Source organism: Nocardia sp. CA-119907 (assembly GCF_050955995.1).
Classification (GTDB): Bacteria; Actinomycetota; Actinomycetes; order Mycobacteriales; family Mycobacteriaceae; genus Nocardia.
In genome coordinates this window covers 5,372,235-5,388,464 of the sequence record NZ_CP192091.1, presented here as the reverse complement: position 1 = coordinate 5,388,464, position 16,230 = coordinate 5,372,235, and the positions used below count along the sequence as shown (strand labels likewise).

The following is a 16,230-nucleotide window of genomic DNA, read 5'->3' as shown; positions in this document are numbered from 1 at the left end:
GCTATCTGTGGACAAACTTCCGTTGCGTGGTGTGAAACGCTGTAGATCCGAGTCAGCCCTGCAAGCCCTGAACCGGCTTGTGCGTGTGGGCTTCGATATCTGTTATGGCCGCGTGCAGCAGTTGGTGAGCCAGATCTTGCAGCGCACGGGCACAAGCGAGTTCATCGCCGATGGCAGGAATATTCTTGTCGGCGGGGTTGGCGTGCGCGGATCCGGCCGCGATCAATGGCTCATCTCCGCGGCCGATCAGCTGCGCTTTTACCTTGGTGAGGCGGTCGAGTTCGTCAATCTCGATGGAGATGTTCCAGGTTTTCGACGGCATTCGCACTGCCCTCCAGATTCAGTGGGGACTGTGTCGCTTCACCTCCAATAGTCGCATCACCATAGTTCGCGCACACCATGATCCGTTCGGCGATTTGTCGACCATGATGGCCGAACTCGTCGCCGCGTGCGCATATCTGCCACGGCCGATCCCCCTGTTGCTGCCCATTCGCTCGTATCGGGGCGATACCCTTGAGCTGGAGGTTTGGTGGAAAGGAAACAATGTGGGGCAACTACGACATAGGGCCGCATCGCGCGTAGCCGCCGGGTGATCACCCGGCGCTGATCTCCGAGACCGATGTACGAGCCGATCGATCTGGTCGATCCAGCTGAACGAACCCGCACAGCGCTTGCTGCTGTGGTGGCACGGTTTTCAGCGGCTTGGGCGTCCGGAGTCCCACCAGACCTGTCGGAGTACCTACCTCATGAACTGGCTGAGCGGCGCGCGATACTGATCGAACTGATCAAAATCGATCTCGAATACCGCTGGCTTCGCTATCACTTTCCCAAGCGACTGATCGAATACCGCGCCGAATTCGCGGAGCTGCAAGATGGTCCCCTGCCAGCCGAGTTGGTCTACGAGGAATTCCACGCCCTGCGCCGCGGTGCCCACACCGCCGATGCGGCGACCATGCTCGCCGAGGGCACTGCCACCGTCGGCCCAGAGTCCGCACAGGTCACGAGCGACTACCGCAGCACGATGATCGCTCGTCCGAGTGCCCAACTCATGCTCGGCACCATCAATGTCGGCGACCATATCGACGATTTCGACCTCCTGATGCGGATCGGGTCCGGTGCCTTCGCCCAGGTGTATCTCGCTCGGCAACAATCAATGCAGCGACTGGTCGCGGTCAAGATTTCCCATAACCACGGCAACGAGCCGCAGACCCTCGCCCAGTTGGACCACGAATACATCGTGCGCATCTTCGACCAGCGACTCATTGCCGATGGCGAGCTGAAGCTGCTCTACATGCAGTACCTGCCAGGGGGAACGCTGCTCGACGTGCTGCGCCTGCAGCGCTCGACGCCTACCGAACACCGCGGCGGGCAACTGCTGCTCGATGCCATCGACCAGGTACTCGCCGAGAAGGGCGAGGTTCGACCCACCGAATCCGCTGTTCGGACCCGGACCGCGGCACTGACGTGGCCGGAGACGGTCGCCTGGCTGGGCCGCCGACTCGCGGACGCACTTCAGCATGCGGCCGACCGGGGGGTGCTGCACCGAGATATCAAACCCGCGAATGTGCTGCTCAGCGCCGAGGGAATCCCGAAGCTGGCCGACTTCAATGTCAGCTGCAGCAAACACCTCAAGGGCACGAGTCCTCTGGCGTACTTCGGCGGATCACTGGCGTATATGTCGCCCGAACAGCTCGAGGCCTGCCATCCGGACTTACCGACGACCGCCGCCGATCTCGACACTCGAAGCGATATCTACGCGCTGGGTGTCATGCTGTGGGAGTTGCTCACGGGCCGCCGCCCGTTCGCGGATGAGCCGTCCGCCGGTGAGTCGGAGACATCGCTGGCCCGCATGCTCGAGCTGCGGCGCAGACCCGTCGAGTCGACGTTCCTATCGCAGCTTCCGCCGGATTGCCCCATGGCGCTGCGCCGAATGCTGCTGAAGTGTCTGTCGCCCGACCGCCGAGACCGCTACTCGTGCGGTTCGGAATTGGCTCAGCAGCTCGACCTGTGCCTCGAGGAGCGGGCCCGCGACCTTGTCTATCCGCCGCCGAACAGTTGGCGGGCACGACTTTCGCGATGGCCCACGCCCATCCTCTGGCTATCTTCGCTGGTCGGCGTCAGCCTGGCTACGGTCTACATGGCTGTGCACGTCCAGGAGTTGATCAGAGAGCGCCTGTCCGATGCCACCAACTCGGAGCTCGATATGGGCGTCATTATTTTCATCCTCTGTGCCTCGCCACCGGCCATCCTCATCTACGCGTATATGTCGCGTGATCTGCTCGCGGTTCCGCGCGGCTTGCGCAATGGCCGACGCTACGAGGAGGCAACGCTCGCGCGGGTCCGGTCGCGAACACTATTTTGGGGCGACCTGTGTGCCATGAACACCCTTCTGTTCGCGGTGTGCGCAACCGTGACAGGGGTGTTGTTGCTTGTGTGGCTTACCGACCTTCCGGCGCGGCTGACGGTCCACGCGGCGACAACCGTTCTGGTGGCGGGCACCATCTCCGTTGCTTACACATTCTTCCTGTCCACGTTCTACGTCGTCCGCTGCGTCTATCCCATCTATCTGCGCCATGGCCGAACAACAGCTCACGACTCCGCCCATCTTCGTGCGCTGCGCCGAAGGACCACGGCCTATCTCGCGGTGACGGCGTCGGTGCCGCTGGTCGGGGTGCTGGCCGGATTCACCGCCCTCGAACCCGAAGAGCTTCCGCTCGTGCGCGATTCGGTTCTGGGGTTGTGCGCGGCCTCCGGTCTCGCATTCGTCGCCGTCTACTGGTTGTTCCGGAAGCTGGACGCAGATCTGCACGCGCTCGAGCGGGTGGCCAGTAGGGCCTGAGTCTTGAGAAAGCATACGTACGACCGTATGCTATGCTGCATGGAGCAACCCACCTTCACCGAGACGACCGACCCGTACTGCCTGGACCAAGCGGATGCCGTGGCATTACTGACCGGGGCCCCGTGGGGCCGGTATGCCGTTATCGGCGACAGCCTTTCGGCGGGGACCGGCGATCCCACCCCGGGCTACCAGGATCAAGGCTGGTCAGACCGGGTTGCTGGGGTTTTGCGGTCGGTGCGGCCGGATCTGGATTACCTCAATGTCTCCGAGATCGGGGCAACAACCGCCCAGACGCTCGAGAACCAGGCGGCCCGCATGGTCGAGTTCTCCCCGGACCTGCTCCACGTGCCTTGCGGGGCCAACGACATCGTGCGACGCAGGCCGGACTTCGGTGAGCTAGAGCGAACGCTTCGGCGGATGTACGGCCTGGCGAAGGAGACCGGCGCCTTGCTGACCACTTTCACGCTCGGCAAGGCGTATGTCGTCCCGGTCTTCCCTGACTGGCCGGAGCGGATTGCCGCGGTCAACGAGATCGTGCGGGGACTGGCTTCCGAATACGACGCCATCGTGGTGGACATGTGGGACCACCCGGTCAACGACCGCGACAACCTGCTCAGCGCGGACCGCATCCACTTCTCGACCTCGGGTCAGGCCGTTATGGCTGCCGAGGTGGTCAAGAAACTGGCTAGTTCCCTACGACGCACCGCATCGAGGTAATCCTCGCCCCTGGCCTGACCGTCGGCTGGTGAAACGCGCTGGCCGAGCTTCCCGGGTTCATGCATTGCCGAACCCCGACAAATAAATGAGGTCTCTTATCGTGGCAAGTAGTCAGCAATCAGCGAGCCGACCGGTAGTGGAGGCGGAAGCCGACGCCATTCCGTGGATGACGATATCGATCGGCTTGACCGCCCTGTTCATGGCGGTCCTCGACTCGTTCATCGTCGTGGTCGCCGACCCCTCGATCGTGGCGGACCTGCATGCCTCCGCCAGCGATGTCCAGTGGGTTCTGGCGGGTTACCAGCTGAGTTACGCGGTCTTCATCATTACCGCTACTCGCCTGGCCGACCTGTACGGCCGCAAGCGGATCTTCCTTCTCGGGGTGGCCCTGTTCACTCTGTCATCGGTCGCTTGCGCGCTATCACCGAACGCCGACAGCCTTGTCGCCGCGCGTGTCATCCAGGGCCTAGGAGCCGCCCTGATGGTTCCCCAGGTGTTCGCGTACGTCACGGTGCTGGTGCCGGCGGCGAGGCGGGACAGCGTCTACGGCGTGCTCGGCATCGTCATGGGTATGGCCACCATCGGCGGACAGGTTATCGGCGGACTGCTGATCAGCGCAAACCTGTTCGACTCGGGCTGGCGCATGGTGTTCTGGGTGAACGTGCCGATCGGAATTGTCATGTTCCTGCTCGCCGTGCGATACGTGCCGGAGACCGGCTCGGCCGCCACCCGCAAGCTGGACATGCCCGGCGTCCTGGTGCTCAGCGCGGCACTCTTCCTCCTGGTGCTGCCGCTGATCCAGGGGCAGCAGGCAGGCTGGCCGATGTGGGTCTGGGCTTGCTTCGCGGGCAGCGCGGTTGCGGTCGGCTTGTTCGTCGCGATCGAGCGCAGCCTGGAACGGCGTGGCGGGGATCCGCTGGTACCGCTGACGCTGTTCGGACAGCGCTCGTTCTCGCTCGGGATCATTCTCGTCCTCGCCCTGTACGCGCTGATCTACTCGTATTACTTGGCCCTGTCGGTAACGATGCAGCAGGGCCTCGATATGTCGGCACTCGGCGCGGGCCTGGTCTACACACCGGCAGCCATCGCATTCTTCGTGTTCAGCATGGTAGCGAGCCGGATCATCCCGAAATATGGACGACGTGTCCTCGAGGTCGGGGCGATCATACTGGCGAGCGGTTACCTGGCGACCGGCCTCTTGCTGGTGTCCGGCCCGCGGATCACGCCGCTGCTCGTGATCCCCACCCTCATTCTGCAGAGCGTGGGTGGCGGACTGGTCATCACGCCGGCGCTCAACACGGTGCTGAGCCGCGTCGAACCGGAGTCGGCCGGTGTCGCGTCAGGCGCCTTGTCCACGGCCCAGCAGTGTGGCGGAGCGTTGGGCGTTGCCGTTATCGGAGCGGTCTACTTCGGCTCGTTCCATCCCGCGGCAGTCGGCAGGGTCGCCGCCGCCGGCCACGCCTTCGCAGTCGCGTCCTTCGGGACGTTCGTCATCGCTGTCATCGCGGGCATTGTCGTCTTCCTTCTGCCGAAGCAGCCAGCGGCCCAGGCTTGAGGGCGAGGACAGGCAGCTGACCACAACTCCAGAAGACGCGCGTGCGAAAGAGATTCAGTCCCCTTCGGGTGTATCGGTGTAGCGCTGCAGATACAGCGGCTCGCCGAGCTTCTCGAGCAGGTCGAGTTCGGTCTGCAGGTAGTCGAGGTGGTGTTCCTCGTCCTCGAGGATGGTCTCGAAGATGCGGGCGGAGGTGGCGTCGCCGCGCGAGCGCATCAACTCGATGCCGCCGCGCAGACGGTCCACCGCCTCCATCTCGATCTGCAGGTCGGCGCGCAACTGCTCAGGGACGCTCTGTCCGATCCGCAGCGGATTGAGCTTCTGATAGTTGGGCAGGCCCTCCAGGAAGAGGATCCGATCGGTGAGCACCTCCGCGTGCTTCATCTCATCGAAGGATTCGTAGCGGGTGTGCTTGGCGAGCTTGGTGAAACCCCAGTTCTCCTGCATCTTGGCGTGCAGGAAGTACTGGTTGATCGCCGTGAGTTCGGCCGTCAGCTGCTCGTTGAGCAGCCCGATGATTTCCTTGTCGCCTTCCATAGGCGTGAGTGTGTCACAGCTCACAGGCCGCAAACCGGTTAGGCGGCCCTGAGTGTCGGATCAGGCGGCAGTCGCCTTGTTGACGTCGGCCGCGGCCGCGGTGCGGGCCTGGCCGATCACCTCGGCCAACCGACTGGTGCACGAGCCGCAGCCGGGCTTCCAGCCGCACGCGTTCTTCACCTGCCGCGTCGAGCTGGCACCGGCGGCCACGCAGGTGTGCACGTCCCGCTCGGAGACGGCATTGCAGATACACACGTACACGGTCGGCCTCGAGGACGGAGGAGCATTGTCGGCGAGGTTAGCCTCATCTAACGAGGTAAGCCTCCCCTAATGTATAGCACCTGCATATCAGGTCCTGTCAATAGCGCATGCAGATCAAACGATGCCGCTGGTCCGCTGACTGGGGCCGCCCCGCCGATCGTCGCCCGCCCCATCGGCTGTTGCGTCACCTCACCGCCGAGCGCGCAAGGGCAGTTGGGTACTTCACCGTCGATTACGGCTCCAGTAGCCGCACGGTCCGCACCTGCCGCAGCGACACCATCGGGCATTCCTGTCTCGCAGGCGATTTCGACTCCTCGGCGGTGCTCGCCCGATCCGACGCCGACGGGTCGCGCACCACTCCCGTCAGGCAGGCTGGGCCCGAAAGTCGTTGTAGCGCAACATCCATGGTCGGTACAGCTAGTGCTGTGACCACGAATTCACGGTTCCGACTGCCAGTCATGGGCTGTGCCGGGCGCACGGAAGTGCAGCGGTGGTACATCCGCAAGCTCCGTTTCAGCCGCCCAGCTCGACCGCGCGGTGTATGTCGCCGGTGTCGGCCTCGGGCTGTTCCCTCGATCGACCGTTCGCGCTGGCGAATCCATGCGGCGTGATCTCCTTGCGATGCAACGCTTCTGATGCGGCGTGGGGTATCAGCGTGTGCTGGGGCCGAGTGCTGTCGGCGTTCGGGTCGGTGGTGGTTCCTTCAGTTCGATGAACAGTGCGTGGGTTTCGGTATCGCCGATGTTCTCCCCCGCATGTTCCTGGGCGCCGACCCCAGCGCACCTGCCCGACCGTCAGCGCCACCTCGACCTGCTGCCCGTTCGCGCTGATACGTCGCCGGAACGAGGTCAGCGGGTACAGCACGCTGTCGGGATGGTGATGTGGCTGTGTTCGATCGCCGGGCTCGTCTCGGTATTCGAGGATGCGAACACGCTCGTTTTCGAAGATCACCCGATAGAGCTCCGGGTTGACGGCAATGGGATCGGCGCTCATCGCGGCCTCCAAGGATCGATATGGAACTAGAGTACCATGATGGACATGGCGATACCATATGAGAGAAGTGGCCGACGGAGCCAAAAGGCCCGCACTCGCGCCGCCCTGGTGACCGCCACCCGCGCATTGCTGGCACAAGGGGCGATTCCGACCGTTGAGGATGCCGCCCAGGCGGCCGACATCTCCCGCACGACCGCCTATCGGTATTTCCCCAACCAGCGAGCCCTGCTGGCGGCAGTGCGTCCGGAGATCGAACAGCACTCCCTGCTGCCCGACCCCGCGCCGACCGACCCTCGCATGCGTCTGGAGTTGGTGATGCGCGAATGCGTGCGGATCACCCAGGAGTGGGAGCCGGAACTGCGTGCCTCACTGCGACTGTCGCTCGAGCCCGGCGCGGGCGAGCCGTCGCCGCTGCGGCGCGGGCGTGCGATCGGCTGGATCGAAGACGCCCTCGCCCCCCTGCGCGAATCCCGGCCCCATATCGACGTGCACCGCCTGGCCATCGCCATCCGCTCGGCGACGGGCATCGAATCGTTCATCTGGCTCGTCGACGTCGCCGAACTCATCAGAACCGATGCGGCCGAAACCCTTTGCCGCACAGCGCAAGCCCTGCTCGCCCAGGCCCTCGACAACACCCCGAGCCCACCCAGCGCACCTGCGCCGTAAGTGGCTCACTGGCATAAGGCTCAGATTTCATTGTGGCTGAATGCCTTGGGGGCCAGGTTAATTCGATTGAAGAGTAGTAGCTGACCATTCACTGCTGACGGTAGGCGGAAGCTGGCGAAATCTTGACCAATTTCGTTGTTGCGGAAGAAAGTCTTGCGCATTGCAATTGTTGGTTGTTCGTTTGAATGTCGACAAGACCAAATCATCAGGGCAGTACCCGCGACCTCGGGCCCCAGGTGCCGTCGATCAGCCGGCGTGCTCAGCCGTATTCGCGTGGGCCGTGCGCGCCGGCACCGACCGACAACCGCTGCGACGCCGCTGCGGGTAGTTCGGTGATCAGCTCATCGGTGCGGATGACACGGTCCGCGCGGGTGCTCACCTGCTGATCGCAGCGTGGCCATCACGTAGAGCACATCACGTTCCTTCAGCCAGTTACGCAGGTAACCGGCTATCCCGAAATGCTAGATTCACAGTGTGAACCAGTGCGCTGCGGCGAGCGGTCCTGGTCACGGACTCAGTAGGTCGCAGGAATTCAGCACGCTCACATGGTCATGCTGAGCGGGTCAAAGGCCTAGATGGGACTGGACGCCGACGGCAGTCTGCGCACGAGTCTGCTCCATCGAAAAGGAAAGCTCCGGAATCCAGTCGCCGACTGGCCAGGCATCTGGGTATTCGGACGATCAATGTCGTGCGGCGGCGCGATGCCGTCGAGGAGATCAAGACGCTCGGTGGTGACCAGGTCATTTGCACCGAGGACGAGGACCTGTTGCAGCGGGTGGCTGAGATAGCCGGACCGGCTGGGGTGCGCAAGGCCATCGACTGTGTCTCGGGCGATGTGGGTGCCCAGGTATCCCAGGCATTGGCTCCCGGAGGAGAGGTCGTAGTCTACGGCGCACTCTCGACCCATCGGCAGGCTGACCCGGCAGCGCTGACGATCCCGCTGCTGGCACGCTCGATTATCTACCAGACCAAAGCGGTCCGTGGCTTCTGGCTATACCGCTGGTTCAGCGCCGCCTCACCTCAGGATGCGCTGCGCGCGCTCCAGGTTCGGCAGCGGCGGCGCGACGGTCATATCGGCCAGTTGGGCCATCAGCCGGGCGAACACCGCCGCGTAGCGCACGGCGACGTCCGGTGAGCCGCCGGGCAGCAGCTCACCGCCGGGCCGGTACTGCTCCGCGAGTACGGCCAGTGCGCCGACGCCGACCGCGGGTGTGAGCGGTCGGGCGCACGGACTCGCTCCGCCAACCGGGCCTGCGCGGTGACGCACGACGCGACGCGGCCGCCATCCTCCCGCGCCTTCACCACGACATCGCGCCCACCGGCCAGCCGCAGCCCGAACACCGCCGACATCGGCCGCAACTCGAACAGCACGCCGACCGGCTCGTCCACCGGCTACGGTTCGACGACGAGGTCTCGGCGCGCGGTCTGGTCAGCGGCGGCTCTGCGGCGGACGGTGCGTTCGAGGATCCCGAGGGTGGCCTTGAGGGCGGACTCGGGGACCACGGGGAAGACGAGGCGCTGCCGCCACTCTTCGTCGACTTCCGACCAGTCGTAGTAGGACGTGACGCGGGTGCCGCCCTCGGCCGGCTCGAGTCGGTAGCCGTAGATGTGGCGGGCATGCGGCCGGATCCGGGCTTCGACTGTCCAGGCGATCTCCCGGTCCGGGACGAACTTGGTGATGACGACCTCGACGTCGTACTTGCCCAGTGGAAGGTCCCCGAGGGCTTCCCGGTCCATGTGGACCAGGAATCGGTCGCCGGGCTGTTCGACCGGATCCCCTTCGGCATCGAGGAGCATGCCCGACGCGTCGATATCCACGTGCCCCTTCGGATCGGCCAGCACCGCGAAGATAGCGCTGGCGGGGGAGGGGACCAGGCGGGAAACCTCGATCCGTTCGATGTTCTCGCCTGCGCGGTCTTCGCCTGCGCGCGGCGTTTCCGCCGTGGCGGTCAGGACCGCACGGCCGAGGATGTGCGAGGTCATGGTGAAGCCGAGGACGGCCGGGGTGGCCTCGGCCGGGACTCCGATGGACTCGACGTCGAGGGCGTGCACCACGACGAAGTAGCGATGCGGGCCGTGCCCGGCTGGCGGGGCCGCGCCGATGAAGCGGGCCGCGCGGGCGTCGTTGGGCAGTTGGAAGGCGCCCTCGGGCAGGCCCGAGCCGGTGTCGTCGCCGGCGCCCTCGGGCAGCTCGGTCACGGTGGCGGGAATGTCGGCGACCGCCCAGTGCCAGAACCCGGATCCGGTGGGGGCATCGGGGTCGTAGACGGTGACGGCGTAGCTCTTGGTGCCTTCCGGGGCGCCACTCCACGACAGCTGCGGGGAAACGTCCTTCCCGCCGGGGACGCCGGAGGAGAACTGCTCGGGTGACCAGGCGGCGCCGTTGTCGACAGTGGTGCTGGTGACGGTGAAGGAGGCCGCCTCGGGAAGACGGGCGAAGGGATCGTTGGCGTTCATCGCATCGTTCCTTTCAGATCATGCAGCGGAGTGGCGGGAGCGGGGCGGAGGGAGCGCCCTTGGCGTCACGTGAAGGCGCCGCCACCACCTGATCGACGATAGCATAAATAATCGATTATCTGATTGATCGTCTATGATGGGGCCATGGCTCGGACGGCTCATACCTCGACCTCGTCGGAAAAGCAGATGCTCTCCGAGCGGATCTACGAATATCTGCGGGACGCGATCATGCGTGGGGACTTCGCCCCCGGTGACGCGCTCAAACCGCAAGATCTCGCCAAGGAACAGGGCGTGAGCCTGGCTGTCGTGCGTGAAGCGCTGGTGCGGGTGGTCGGTGAGGGCCTCGCCGATCGGCTGCCCAACCGTGGCTTCGCCGTTCCGGCCTTTTCCGATCGCCGCTGGCAGGACGTTGCGGAGGCCCGCCGGACCATCGAACCGCTCATGCTGCGCATGTCCATCGAGCGCGGCGACATCGACTGGGAGGCCCGCGTGCGAGCCGCCCACCACCGTCTCGCCCGCACACCGGCGTTCGTGCCGGAGGAGGGCGAGTACTACAGCGAGGCATGGTCGCAAGCTCACCGAATCTTCCACCGCACCCTGCTGGAGGGATGTGGCAACTCTGTCCTGTTGGAGACCTTCGACCGGATGTGGTCCGCGAGCGAGTTGGCCCGCCGCCTGTCGACGTACCGCAATCCCGATCGGGACGGCGCCGGCGAACACCGCCGACTGGAGGCGGCGGCGCTGGCTCGCGACGCAGACGCCGCAGCCGAGGCGTTGGCCCAGCACCTCACCCTGACTGCGGCCGCACTGACCAGCACTATCCACGAACCCGCGCAGGACGCCTGATACGCCTCGCCGACCCGGACAGCACCCGATCACCGACACCGGAGGCGCCATCACAATGTCGATACAGCTAGGCGATCCAAGCCCCGGTCAGCGCCTGTACGGCCGAACCGTCGAAATCGGTGAGTTTCACCCCGGTGAAAGCGCGCGCGGTGTCCGAGGTGAGGGTTCGGAAGGCAGGCCGCTCGCAGGCCAGCAGTTCGACCATCTGTGTCGCCACGTCATGCGGAGTCTGTGCGTTTGCGAAGGCACCGCGGGTGCGGTCCAGACAGGCCGATAGCGCGGCTGCATACGGACCCGCCTGTTCCAGCACAGTGTCACCGACAGCCACATTGTTGACGAATTCGCTGGCCACCGCTCCCGGCTCGACCACGCTGACGGCCACACCGACTCTCGCCGCGACCGGCGCCAGCGACTCCATGAAGCCTTCGACGGCGAACTTCGCCGCGCAGTAGGCCTCGTTGAACGGCTGGCCCACCACACCGCCCACGCTGGTGACGGTCACCACGCGCCCCCCGCTCTCGCGGAGCAGGGGCAGTGCCGCCTTGGTGACCTGGAGGACGCCGAAGAAGTTGACCTCCATGACGGCGCGCACGTCATCGATGCTCTCCTGCTCCAGCGTGCCGAGATGACCGGCGCCGGCATTGTTGACCAACGCGTCGAGGTGGTCGAGCCCGGACAGGCAGGCCGACACCGAGTCGGGGTCGGTCACATCCAGCTCCCGGACCTCGACGCTCACACCGGCCTTTTCCGCCGCCGCGCGCAGCGCGCCCGCCTTGGCGGTGTCGCGCATGGTGGCAATGACCTTCCAGCCATTCTCTGCGGCGGCGATGGCGGTGGCCAGGCCGATGCCAGAGGAGGTGCCGGTGATCAGGACGGTCCTGCTGCTCATCTTCGCAATCCCTCGGTTGATTATGTTTCATAACTATTATGATTCATAACTATGTATGGTGACATTACGTGTTGTCAAGCATCTTGGTAGATATGGTTCCCATGTCGAATACTTCGGATGAGCTGGTCAGCGACGTTCTGGGCCTCTTCGCGGCCATTACTCGCCGCTACGCACAAGAATCCGAGGCTGCGGCCGCTGCCCACGAATTGACCCCCCTCCAGGTCAAGGCCCTGCTGGCCGCCGAAGACCCCGTCCCGATGCGCCGCATCGCTGACCGCCTGCACGCGGAGCCCTCCAACGTCACCACGATCATCGACCGCCTGGAATCCCGCGGCTTGGTCGAACGCCGCCCGAACCCGGACGATCGTCGCATCAAACTCGTCGCCGCAACCCCCGCTGGCCGCGCTGCCGCCGCCGACCTCCGCACCCGCATGCCCTTCGCCGCAGCCCCACTGGTCCGACTCACCACCGAGCAGCGCGAAGCCCTGCGCAAGCTGCTGCAACTGATGCTGGAGGCATGACGCAACACGGACCCCGGCTTCAGTCGCGTACTACCTCCGCTACAGGCCCGAACGGTCCCGGCTGACGAGGTTCGTCGTATCCGCTTGTCGGTTGTCGCCGGGCGGGGTCGTTGCGACCTGCTTGATCGCCTGCCTCGGTTGATATGGGTTCCGGTCGTAGTCGCCGAAGGGAAACGGATTTCGAGGCTGTGGCCGCGCCTCGGCTGCGGTCTGGGCGCGTGTGCGTGCTCGAGCGAGCCCATGAATACCCCTAGGGGTATAATTGACGAAGGGAACTCGCAATGGTTGGCAACTGGCCGAAAATCGCAGGCACAGAACATGATTGGATACAATTCGAATGTCGAAACTACCTCGACACCAGGGCTGGTCCATTCCGCGCCTCGTGCCGTTGCTGGCAGGCACTTTCGTGCTGATCAGCACGCTACTGGCCGCGGTGGTCTCGCCATGGTGGCTGATATTCGCCGGGTTCATCGGCGCGAACCTGCTGCTCTACGGCACTGTGGGATGGTGCCCGTCGACGCTGCTGCTACGGCGACTCGGCGTTCCCGACGGCTCGACGAGCCGCGCGACGCCCCGAACCTGACCTCGCCTCACCACCACGCTCGGCTTTGCCGGCGAGAGGGCCGAGCACACGGGCGGACACCGGTACCGCCGGGAACGAATCCGGTGAGGTACTCCTGGACCCGTGACCGCCCACCATTACGACGGACGTTGCTCGGCGCGATCGAGTTCTGAGCGCGCCGCGGCGACCAGTGCCGCGACCGCCGGTGGTAACGACCGCCCGGCATCCGGTGCGAACCGCGGCGAATGGTTGGCGGGCAGCCGCGACGGCAGTCTGCCCGCATCGAGCAGCAGTTGCCGGTCTTCCGCAGTGAACCGCCCCGGATCGACGCCGCCGATATGCCAGAAGACCGACGGACACCCTGCGGCCGCGCCGAGCAAACCGAAGTCTTCGCTCCCGGTGATCGGCTTCGCCAGCGGGAGTACGGTCAGTCCGCGCGCGGTGAGTTCGGCCATGACCCGCTCGGTGTCGCCGGGGGTGTTGACTGTCAACGGGAAGCTGTCGAAGGTCTCCATCACCGGTTCGTGGTGTGCACCAGCCGCTTTTGCTTCCGCCGCAACGATCCGTTCGATCGCTTCCAGCATGTCCTGACGCGAGCCGGAGGTGAACGTCCGCAAGCTCAGCAGTAATTCGGCGTTGTCGGCGATGATATTGGCCCGTTCACCGGCATGCAGCGCCGCGGCGGTGAGAACCGGAGCGGCCGACAGCGATGCCTGCCGGGCGGTCAACGCCTGCAACCGCAGCACCAGTGAGGCTGCCATCGCGAGTGGATCGACGGCCAAATGTGGAGTCGAGGCATGCCCGCCGGCGCCGGTCAGCGTCACCCGGATCGAGTCGGCGGCGGCCATCAACAGACCGCCCCGGGTCAGAATCAGCCCCGCCGGCAACGGGCTCACGTGCTGACCGAGGCAGATCGAGGGATGCGGAACCTGGTCGAGCAGCCCATCGTCGAGCATCGCCTTGGCGCCCGAACCCGTTTCCTCGGCAGGCTGGAAGATCGCGACTACGGTGCCGGGCAAACCGTCGGCTGCACCTAGGGCGGCGCAGGCACCCAGTAGGGCGGCGACATGGAAGTCGTGGCCGCACGCGTGCATGATCCCGGGCCGGGTCGACGCGTATTCGAGATCGGTGTCCTCCTGGACCGGCAGCGCGTCCATATCGGCGCGCAACCAGATCACCGGTCCAGGTGCGCCACGGAGCACGCCTAGAACTCCGGTACCGCCGATACCTGTGATCACCTCCCAGCCGGGCAGCGACCGCAACTCCCGGGCGACCAAGTCTGCGGTCGCGTATTCGACGCCCGATAGTTCGGGATGTGCATGCAGGTAGCGGTAGACCTGCTGCCAGTGTTCATCCACTACGAATTCCGCTGTCGCGCCGGGACATTGGTCGCTATGGGATTCCGCTGCACCTGTCGGCATGGCTTACCGCTCGACGGGGACGGAAATACTCGAGGTGGATGGCGCCTGCACAGCTGGCCGCGTCGCGCCGTCAGCGATGTCCCGCAGCATCGCGGCAACGACGGCGGGGTGCGTGAGTTGGGGATAGTGTCCGGTCCCGGCGACGGTCGCGACCGCAGCGGTGCCGGAATCACTGATCAGCGGATCCTGCTCTCCGACAATGATTCGGACGGGGACGGGAAACGGTTCGGTTCCACCCAGCAGCGCTTGCAGCCCGGCGCGTTCTTCGGGTCGGTTCGCGGCGCGCAGCCAGTTGGCCGTGCGTCGGGCAACGCCTGGTCGGCGCAGTTGGGTCGCGGTGCTTTCCAGAGCCTTGCGAACTTCGTCGGAGGAAGATCCTCCGCTGTCACCGAGCAACGTGCGCGCCAGACGGTCGGCCGACATCCGCTCGAGCAGTCGTGTCGCGAACATCGGTGTACGGAGCAACCAGTTGGGCTCCGTTTGGAGGAAGTAAGGGGAGATAAGGACTACTGCCGTGATGCGCTCGGGATGAACGGCGGCGTAGCGCAGTGCCACCGCGGCCGCCGCCGAATGGGCGACAAGAATCGGACGGGTTCGGGCCGGCCCGAGCAGATCGGTGACCCACTCCAGGGGAGTTGCCGCTGTGGGGGCCGAACGGCCGAGCCCGGGCAGATCGGCGACGAGAAGCGACTCGTCGTCCAATTCGTTGATGACTCCCTGCCACGACCGACCGTCGAGGGGAAGGCCGTGCAGGAGAACGAAATCGGGCGATGTTCTGTCGCCGGCCAGATATGTCCGGGATCCGCCGACGTCATGGAAGCCGCCGGGAAAATCCGTCGGCGTCGCCCCGAAGCCGTCCGCAACCAACCGGTCGGCCCACCGGCGCAGGACGGTCTCGACCGGCGCCTGCTGGAGCCCTGCCGCGTGCGCGACCCGCTCGGCGGAAGCCGTGTCGTAACGGTCCTCGACGAGGAATCCGAGAGTTTCCGGGTTGGCGCCGGTCAGCGCGGCTGGCAGGTGGCGGATCAGCCCCACTGGCACTTGCGTTTTCGGCGCACGCACGCCCAGATGGTCGGCAAGCAGCCGGACCAGATCGGGCAGATCGGGTGTGTGCGCGTCGAGCACCCAGTGCAGGCCGCCGGGTGCTGGATCGCGCTCGGGAATCGCGGTCATGAACTTCGCGAAATGATCCACCGCGACCACGGGCACGAACGTGCGGGCGGTTCCGGGCAGCGCGGGCAGCCGACCCATCCAGAGATCGCGAACCAGCTCGGCCAAACCCAGGTACTGACCGACCTCACCGGTATCCGAATGGCCGATCACACTGCTGGGATTGACCACGGTCAGTGGGACATCCAATTGCGCCGCGACGACCCGCACGGCGGCATCCGCTTCGGTTTTGGAACCTTCATAAGCTCCTGTGCTCCGGTAGAGCTTGGCCAATTCCGCTTCGGGGAGGGGATACCGCGGCTGCGCGTCCGTGCCGACCCGATAACCCGACACGTGGATCAGTCGACGCAGACTGGGACGGGTCGCGGCCCAATACAACACATTGAGCGCGCCGTCGACGTTGACTGCCACCGCCTCTGCACGTCGCAGCCCGAACCGGTAGACGCCGGCGGCGTTGAACACATCCCGGACGCCCGTCAATCGCTCGTCGTCGGCTGGACTAAGCCCCAAATCCGCACCGTTTGTGCAATCACCGGACAGCACCGCGAGCCGTTCTGTCGACACCCCGTGATCACCGAGCCAGCCGCGCAACTCTTCCTCCCGACTCGCCATGGGCTCGCCCGCGGCATTCGTGTGTCGCCGAGCCGGGTCGCGGACAACCGCGGCAACCGCGCGGCCCTGATCGAGCAGATGCAGCACCGTCCACTTGCCGATAAAGCCCGTCGCGCCGAATACCACGGCGTCCGGAGTGCTGGTCATGGTCAACTCCATTCATATTATCTAGACCGATCTACAT

Annotated in this window: 15 protein-coding genes and 2 pseudogenes; 8 read left to right on the top strand and 9 right to left on the bottom strand. The window is 65.3% G+C overall.

The genetic code is table 11. The features are described 5' to 3' along the window. Nucleotides 1-52 precede the first annotated feature (52 nt). Complete coding sequence (locus ACQP2D_RS23710; protein ID WP_433678109.1) at nucleotides 53-322, bottom strand: DUF1876 domain-containing protein; 270 nt, start codon at nucleotides 320-322, stop codon at nucleotides 53-55. Between the two features lie 297 nt (nucleotides 323-619). Here ACQP2D_RS23710 and ACQP2D_RS23705 point away from each other — a divergent pair, with 297 nt between their 5' ends. From ACQP2D_RS23705 to ACQP2D_RS23695, 3 genes are all read left to right on the top strand, one after another. Further along, nucleotides 620-2,839: a serine/threonine-protein kinase gene (locus ACQP2D_RS23705; RefSeq protein ID WP_433678108.1), complete on the top strand. Its 2,220-nt coding sequence runs from the start codon at nucleotides 620-622 to the stop codon at nucleotides 2,837-2,839. Between the two features lie 39 nt (nucleotides 2,840-2,878). After that, nucleotides 2,879-3,556 carry an SGNH/GDSL hydrolase family protein gene (locus ACQP2D_RS23700; protein ID WP_433678107.1) on the top strand — a complete coding sequence of 226 codons (678 nt, stop codon included), beginning with the start codon at nucleotides 2,879-2,881 and terminating at the stop codon, nucleotides 3,554-3,556. Between the two features lie 166 nt (nucleotides 3,557-3,722). Continuing rightward, complete coding sequence (locus ACQP2D_RS23695; protein ID WP_433678106.1) at nucleotides 3,723-5,111, top strand: MFS transporter; 1,389 nt, start codon at nucleotides 3,723-3,725, stop codon at nucleotides 5,109-5,111. Nucleotides 5,112-5,165: 54 nt separating this feature from the next. Here the strand turns inward: ACQP2D_RS23695 and bfr are convergent, their stop codons facing one another. From bfr to ACQP2D_RS23680, 3 genes are all read right to left on the bottom strand, one after another. Continuing rightward, a complete protein-coding gene (gene bfr, locus ACQP2D_RS23690; protein WP_433678105.1) occupies nucleotides 5,166-5,648 on the bottom strand; it encodes a bacterioferritin in 483 nt (160 codons plus the stop codon). Nucleotides 5,649-5,708: 60 nt separating this feature from the next. Continuing rightward, on the bottom strand, nucleotides 5,709-5,909 hold the full coding sequence (locus ACQP2D_RS23685; protein ID WP_433678104.1) for a (2Fe-2S)-binding protein: 201 nt from the start codon (nucleotides 5,907-5,909) through the stop codon (nucleotides 5,709-5,711). Nucleotides 5,910-6,422: 513 nt separating this feature from the next. Continuing rightward, a complete protein-coding gene (locus ACQP2D_RS23680) occupies nucleotides 6,423-6,902 on the bottom strand; it encodes a hypothetical protein (protein WP_433678103.1) in 480 nt (159 codons plus the stop codon). A 45-nt stretch (nucleotides 6,903-6,947) separates the two neighbouring features. On the opposite strand from ACQP2D_RS23680, the gene ACQP2D_RS23675 reads away from it, so the two are divergent. Beyond that, a complete protein-coding gene (locus ACQP2D_RS23675) occupies nucleotides 6,948-7,568 on the top strand; it encodes a TetR/AcrR family transcriptional regulator (RefSeq protein ID WP_433678102.1) in 621 nt (206 codons plus the stop codon). Between the two features lie 262 nt (nucleotides 7,569-7,830). On the opposite strand, the pseudogene ACQP2D_RS23670 reads toward ACQP2D_RS23675, so the two are convergent. After that, a pseudogene (locus ACQP2D_RS23670) lies at nucleotides 7,831-8,026 on the bottom strand (IS701 family transposase); the annotation flags it as partial. A gap of 29 nt (nucleotides 8,027-8,055) precedes the next feature. On the opposite strand from ACQP2D_RS23670, the gene ACQP2D_RS23665 reads away from it, so the two are divergent. Beyond that, nucleotides 8,056-8,703: a zinc-binding dehydrogenase gene (locus ACQP2D_RS23665; protein WP_433685744.1), complete on the top strand. Its 648-nt coding sequence runs from the start codon at nucleotides 8,056-8,058 to the stop codon at nucleotides 8,701-8,703. 794 nt (nucleotides 8,704-9,497) lie between these two features. Here ACQP2D_RS23665 and ACQP2D_RS23660 read toward each other — a convergent pair. After that, nucleotides 9,498-10,025: pseudogene (locus ACQP2D_RS23660) on the bottom strand (YbhB/YbcL family Raf kinase inhibitor-like protein); the annotation flags it as partial. Between the two features lie 144 nt (nucleotides 10,026-10,169). On the opposite strand from ACQP2D_RS23660, the gene ACQP2D_RS23655 reads away from it, so the two are divergent. After that, a complete protein-coding gene (locus ACQP2D_RS23655; protein WP_433678101.1) occupies nucleotides 10,170-10,871 on the top strand; it encodes a GntR family transcriptional regulator in 702 nt (233 codons plus the stop codon). A 67-nt stretch (nucleotides 10,872-10,938) separates the two neighbouring features. On the opposite strand, the gene ACQP2D_RS23650 is transcribed toward ACQP2D_RS23655, so the two are convergent. Further along, nucleotides 10,939-11,760 (bottom strand): SDR family NAD(P)-dependent oxidoreductase, encoded by an 822-nt coding sequence (locus ACQP2D_RS23650; protein WP_433678100.1) that lies wholly within the window; start codon nucleotides 11,758-11,760, stop codon nucleotides 10,939-10,941. 101 nt (nucleotides 11,761-11,861) lie between these two features. Between ACQP2D_RS23650 and ACQP2D_RS23645 the strand changes: the two genes are divergently transcribed. Next, nucleotides 11,862-12,281 (top strand): MarR family winged helix-turn-helix transcriptional regulator, encoded by a 420-nt coding sequence (locus ACQP2D_RS23645; RefSeq protein ID WP_433678099.1) that lies wholly within the window; start codon nucleotides 11,862-11,864, stop codon nucleotides 12,279-12,281. 337 nt (nucleotides 12,282-12,618) lie between these two features. After that, the gene (locus ACQP2D_RS23640; protein WP_433678098.1) at nucleotides 12,619-12,864 is read left to right on the top strand and encodes a YgaP family membrane protein; all 246 of its coding nucleotides are present in this window, start codon (nucleotides 12,619-12,621) and stop codon (nucleotides 12,862-12,864) included. A 116-nt stretch (nucleotides 12,865-12,980) separates the two neighbouring features. On the opposite strand, the gene ACQP2D_RS23635 is transcribed toward ACQP2D_RS23640, so the two are convergent. Together ACQP2D_RS23635 and ACQP2D_RS23630 are read right to left on the bottom strand one after the other, a co-directional pair. Next, a complete protein-coding gene (locus ACQP2D_RS23635; RefSeq protein ID WP_433678097.1) occupies nucleotides 12,981-14,201 on the bottom strand; it encodes an amidohydrolase in 1,221 nt (406 codons plus the stop codon). Between the two features lie 66 nt (nucleotides 14,202-14,267). Continuing rightward, on the bottom strand, nucleotides 14,268-16,193 hold the full coding sequence (locus ACQP2D_RS23630) for an alpha/beta fold hydrolase (protein WP_433678096.1): 1,926 nt from the start codon (nucleotides 16,191-16,193) through the stop codon (nucleotides 14,268-14,270). Nucleotides 16,194-16,230: the final 37 nt, after the last annotated feature.